3 protein-coding genes are annotated in these 5,938 nt (G+C 68.1%); 2 read left to right on the top strand and 1 reads right to left on the bottom strand.

All coding sequences use genetic code 11. The annotated features are described in order from the left end of the window. On the bottom strand, positions 1-999 hold a 999-nt coding region (locus POF73_RS45405; RefSeq protein WP_272125404.1), incomplete at its 3' end, for a glycoside hydrolase family 43 protein. 463 nt (positions 1,000-1,462) lie between these two features. Here POF73_RS45405 and POF73_RS45410 point away from each other — a divergent pair. Both POF73_RS45410 and POF73_RS45415 read left to right on the top strand, forming a co-directional pair. Continuing rightward, a complete protein-coding gene (locus POF73_RS45410) occupies positions 1,463-3,730 on the top strand; it encodes a glycoside hydrolase family 97 catalytic domain-containing protein (RefSeq protein ID WP_272125405.1) in 2,268 nt (755 codons plus the stop codon). Between the two features lie 131 nt (positions 3,731-3,861). Beyond that, positions 3,862-5,817 carry an alpha-L-fucosidase gene (locus POF73_RS45415; RefSeq protein ID WP_272125406.1) on the top strand — a complete coding sequence of 652 codons (1,956 nt, stop codon included), beginning with the start codon at positions 3,862-3,864 and terminating at the stop codon, positions 5,815-5,817. Positions 5,818-5,938 lie beyond the last annotated feature (121 nt).

A 5,938-nucleotide genomic window follows, 5' to 3' on the forward strand; every position in this document is an offset into this window, starting at 1 on the left:
CACGCGGCTCTCCTCGGCGGCCGTGAGGGTCGTGATCGCGCCGTGGCGCTTCGGGGTGCCGCCCATGTCGTAGCTGGCCGCATCCTGAAGCCGGTAGGTGCTGACGTCGAACGGGTTGGTCGTCAGGATCGGCCGGTATTCGCGTACGCCTTGCGGGTTGTTGTAGTCGATGTAGAGGGCCCACTCGTCGCGGTCTCTGAACTTCATCCAGACCGGGCCTTCGACCACATTGCCTGTGAGGCCGATGCTGGAGAGGTTGCCGAGGTTGGTCCACGTTCCCAGGATCGAGTTGCTGCCCTCGACGGTGTTCTGGCCGTCGCCCGAGACCCGCATGTAGCGGTAGGGGCCGGCGCCGGCGGGCACCTCGGTCATCTGGGTGTCGACGACCGGCGTGTTGCCAGGGGGGTCGATCCAGATCTGTGGGGTGGTGATGGTGCGGAAGTCCTTGGTGCGGGCGTAGTAGATGCGGTACTTGAACACGCCGTTCACAGTGGCGTTCGTCGCCCAGTACAGGACGTAGTCGTTGGTCTCGGGGTTCCAAATGGCCTCGGGCGCCCAGGCGTTGCGGCCGCCGGGGATCGGTCCGGCGGCGCCGAGCAGCCATGGCTTCGACCAGGTCACCAGGTCGGTCGACTCCCACACCACGAAGTTGGGGCTGCCGTCGGTGTACGTGGAGCCGCAGCGGATGCACAGGTCGGTCGCGATGATCCAGTACTTGCTGCCGTCGGGGGAGCGCACCAGTGCGGGGTCGCGCACGCCCTTCGTGCCGATCTTGGAGTTGAGGACCGGCGCTCCGCCGTTGAGGTCGTTCCAGTGCAGGCCGTCCGTGCTGTGCGCGAGGTACAACATCTGGCCGGTCGCGGAGTCCCCGGTGAAGTGCACCATCAGGTAGCCGGGGTCGGCGGCGGCCGCCCGCTCGGGTGTGGCCAGGGCTTGGCCTGTGAAGAGGAGGCAGACGGCGAGCAACATCACCGTCAGCCGGGCGCGAAGCGCGGACATGTGGATCCTCCCGTCGTTGTGCACGTGCCACCGTCGGGCGAGGGGGAAAGCGAGGTGGCGGGTGAAGGGATCCGGGCAACGGCGGGTCTGCCGTGTGCGGCTGAGCCACGGCTGTCGCCCGGGTGGGGCGGTCGGGGTGCGGGCCGGACGAACGGTTGGCGATCGGAGCGCGCATGGCCGGGAAGCGCCGTACCCAACTCGGCGACCGACCAGCCAGGTTGTGCGATATGCCGAACAATGTTCGCAGGGTCGGCTGACAGTAAGCGGGGAAAGCGGGTGGCGTCAATACATCCGGCACGCCAGACATCCCATAAAAGGTCGGACCGTAAGCCTAACTGCCGGGTAACTCCAAGGAATTGAAGGCTGATCCCTTGACAGTGATGGGATGTAAAGGCAATCTCCCTGCGACTCCCGGCGCGAGCGACACGCGGCGGACCACCTGTCCCCCCCGGAAGGCCACCGCATGAAACTCCTACAGAGAAGCGGGATTCGAATCGCCGGTGCGGCCGCCGCCGTCCTCGCCGGCGTCGGCTCGGTCACTGCGGTGCCCGCGTCCGCCGCCACGCCGGGGAACTGGACCTCGGTCCAGCCCGGTGTCGCGCAGGCCGGCTGCGACGGCGTGCGCGCCACCGTGGCGCTGGACGCGAACGGCGCCCTCTCGCTCGGCGCGACCTGGGACTGCCGCCAAGCCCTGATACCCGCTCCGATCGGGCTGGTGACCAGTCAGGCCGACTTCACCACCGGACTGGAGTTCGTCAGACGCACGGACACGCCCATCTCGTACAACTACGAGGTCAAGGCGGGGAAGTCCCGCGTCCGGACGCGGTCCGCGACCGAGACGAGGCTGGTGTTCGCGAAGGGCTCCGCGCAGATGACCGTGCATGTCCGCACGTCCGCGGACGGTATGGCGCTGCGCTACGAGCTGCCGTCGGGTGCGACGGTGCTGAGAGAGGCGACGTCGTTCGAACTGCCGACGGACGCCCAGCTGTCCCGGCAGGCGTTCAGTCCCGAGCACGAGCGGGGTTATGCGACCTCCACGGTCGCCGACGTCCCGACGGGCTCCTACGACATGGGCATGTTCGCCCAACAGGTCAACGGCGCACGGGTGTTGCTCGCCGAGTCCGGTGTGGACGGCGACTACTCGGGTGGCCAGTTCACCCACACCCAGGGAACCGGCCGGTTCACCGTCGCGCTGGCCGACTCGCAGATCGTGCGATCCGGCGCGTTCACCACGGCGTGGCGCACCGCCGCCATCGGCAGCACGGCGACGATCGTGGAGTCCACGCTGGTCGACGACGTCGCGCCCGCGTCGAAGATCTCCGACACCTCGTGGATCAAGCCGGGTGTCGCCGCGTGGCCGTGGCTGGACGGCATGTGGAACACCCAGCGCGACCTGACCAAGCTCAAGCAGTGGGCCGACTACGCCTCCTCGCAGGGCTGGCCCTATCTCCTTGTGGACGACGGGTGGAAGGACAACCAGGCGATCATTCCCGAGCTCGTGACCTACGCCCGGGACCGCGGCGTGCGGATCATGCTCTGGTACCACTGGCAGGACCTGGACACCGCCGCCGAGCGGGACGCCCAGTTCACCAAGATCACCGGGTGGGGTGTCGTCGGCGTCAAGATGGACTTCATGGGTTCCGAGACCCAGGCCCGTCAGCAGTGGTACGACGCGGCCCTGGCCGACACCGCCCGGTACAAGCTGATGGTCGACCTGCACGGCTCGCGCCTGTCCGTCGGCGTCCACCGCACCTGGCCGCACGTGCTGACCAATGAGGCCGTCCGTGGCGAGGAATACCCCGGCGGCCGGGACATCGGGCACGTGGCCGCGCTCCCGTTCACTCGCGGCGTACTGGGCCCGGCCGACTACTCGCCGATGAGCTTCCAGCAGGGCAACCCGAACAGCGATGCCGCCGAACTGGCCCTCGGCGTACTCCTGGACAGCGGCATCGTGCTGCCCGGCAGCCGTATCCCGGACTACCAGGCCCGGCCCGAGGCACAGCGGTGGCTGCGCATGCTGCCCACCGTGTGGGACGAGACGAAGTATGTCTCGGGCGACCCGCTCACCGGAGGGGTCATCGCGCGCCGCAACGGCGACCGGTGGTTCGTCGGGGCTTTCAGGCGCGGCGGCGCCACCACCATCAGCTACCCGACCACGTTCCTCGGCTCCGGTACCTGGCACGCGGAGATCATCACCGACGGCTCCAACGGTCTGACCCGCACCAGCAAGGTCATCCAGGCCGGCGACACGCTGAGCATCCCGGCGGTGGCCAACGGCGGCCATGTGGTCAGGCTGACCAAGGTCCCGACCATCCCGACCGGGAACCGCACCGTCACCATCGCCGGCAGCAGCCACGTACTCGACGTGAAGGGCGCGAGCCTCGCGAACGACGCCGCGATCATCCGCTGGACCAGCACCGGCGGCACCAACCAGCGCTTCGCGTTCGTGCCACTCGGCGACGGATACACGCGGATCGTCAGCCAGGCGAGTGGCAAGGACGTCGTCATCAGGTCGGCCTCCCGCGACACGGGCGCGAAGGCCATCCAGTACTCGTACGAAGCCAACGCGAACACCAACGACGAATGGCTGGCGGAAGACGCGGGCAACGGCCGTATCCGGCTGCTCAACCGCCACAGCGGTCTCTACCTCACCGCGGGCAGCGCCCAGGGCGACCAGTTGGAGCAACGCCCCTTCGACGGCGCCGACCACCAGCTGTTCACCGTCTCCTGACGCCGCGGAACGGGGCTTGCCGGGGACGAGGTTCCCTGACGGAGTTCCGGTCTCACGTCCCCATGCCGCCATGCCGCCATGGCGAGTTCGCCCTCGACACATCAAGTCCACCCGAAACCGGGAGTACACCCATGTCGTCAGAAAGAAAACTGTCACGTCGCACGCTGCTGGGCGCCGCGGGCGCCGCTGTGGCCGCGACCGCGGTGCCCGTGATCCCCGCGTTGTCGCCTCTGGTGGCGGAGGCGGCCGCCGCGGACCCCCAGACCAATCTCGGCAACCTGGTGAACATGCGGTTCGGCATGTTCAACCACTTCAGCCTGGGCACGTTCACCAACCAGGAGTGGGCTGCCCCGAACCAAGACCCGGCCCTGTTCGCGCCCACAGCCGTGGACTGTGCCCAGTGGGCCGATGCCGCCGCAGCGGCGAAGATGAGCTACGGCCTCCTGACGACCAAGCATCATGACGGCTTCGCCCTGTGGCCGAGCGCCTATGGCACCCAGAACGTCGCCAACAGCTCCTACAAGCACGACGTGGTGAAGGCGTACTGCGACGCCTTCCGGGCGAAGGGGCTGAGGGTCGGCTTCTACTACTCGATATGGGACCGCACCTTCGGCGTCGAGGCGTGGGAGAGCCGGCACAAGGTGTCCGGGCTGGAGATCACCGATGCCATCCAGCCCAGCGACATGACCTTCATCCTCGGTCAGATCACCGAGCTGCTCACCAACTACGGCACCATCGACTTGTTCGTCACCGACGGTTACGCCTGGCAGATGGGCCAGCAGGCCGTCTCCTACCAGCGCATCCGCGAGCACGTGAAGTCGCTCCAGCCGGACATCGTCATGATCGACCATGGTGCGCTGTCGGTACCGTGGCTCGGCGACGCGATCTACTTCGAGGAGCCGCTGGGCGTCACGGCGCCGGCCGGAAACACCTACGCCGCCACGCAGGGACAGACGATCAGCAATGGCTGGTTCTGGCATCCGACCACGCCGACCGACAGCCTGATGAGCAAGGACGCGATCCTGTCCCACCTGGCCGATCTGGAACCGAAGTACACCTCTTTCATCCTCAACTGCCCGCCCAACCGCAACGGCAGGCTGGACACCAACATCGTCAACCGACTCGCCGAGGTCGGGGTGGCCTGGAGCCCCAACACCTCCAGGCCACCACTGCCGACGCAGATGCCGCGAGCCGAGCACCCCGTGACGCCCGTCAGCGCCTACGCGACCGGATTCCGCGACCGCGAGGGACCGCTCAACGCCATCGACGGGCTGAGCGACAGGAACTACGAGACCTGCTGGTCGACGTGGGGACTGCCCACGCCCCTGCCGCACTCGATCACCATCGATCTGGGCGGGGTGTGGAGCAATGTCTCCACCCTGGAATACCTGCCCAAGCAGTGGAACCGCTCCGACACCACCGACGGCGACATCACCTCCTACACCATCTCCACCAGCACGGACGGCACGAACTTCACCCAGGTCGCCACCGGCACCTGGGCCGGCGACCGCGCCACCAAGGTGGCCGAATGGCCCGCCCGGAACGTGGGCTTCGTACGGATCCGGGCCAACGCGGCCACCGGCGGATACGCCAACATGGGCGGCGTCAGGATCGGCGGCCGGACGGCCAAGCCGGCCCTGGTGTCCACCACGCTGCCCGGCGACGGCACCGTCTACCGGCTGGTCGCCCGGCACAGCGGCAAGGTCGCCGACGTGGCGGGCGGGGGCACCGCCAACAACACCAACGTCCTCCAGTGGCCGTGGCTCAACAAGGCGAACCAGAAGTGGACCTTCACCAACACCGGCGACGGCCACTACAGGATCAAGGGTGTGGGCAGCGGCAAGCTCATGGAGGTCGCGGGTCTCTCCCGCGCCGACGGCGGCAACGTCGGCATCTGGTCGGACGCGAGCGCCCCCCAGCAGCACTGGGCCGTCACGCCCACCGGTGACGGCTACCACTTCCTCATCAACCGCTACAGCGGGCTCTGCCTCGCCGTCGACGAGGGCAGCACCGCCGACGGAGCCAACATCGAGCAGCAGCCGTACGCGTCACTGGCGCGGCAGCAGTGGCAGATCATCGCCGTCTGACGATCCCGACGACGGCCGACGCCTTCACCGACGCCGTCCCGGTGCAGCAGGAGCTCTCATCGAGCGTCCTGTTGGCCACAGGAGCGGCAGTCCCCGCAGCTTGGCCTGCTGTCGTGGGACT

Source organism: Streptomyces sp. HD (assembly GCF_028369295.1).
Classification (GTDB): Bacteria; Actinomycetota; Actinomycetes; order Streptomycetales; family Streptomycetaceae; genus Streptomyces.

Bases quoted from the DNA above. Each gene is read 5' to 3' on its own strand.
- POF73_RS45415 (WP_272125406.1), top strand. From the start codon at position 3,862: ATGTCGTCAGAAAGAAAACTGTCACGTCGCACGCTGCTGGGCGCCGCG.
- POF73_RS45410 (WP_272125405.1), top strand. From the start codon at position 1,463: ATGAAACTCCTACAGAGAAGCGGGATTCGAATCGCCGGTGCGGCCGCC.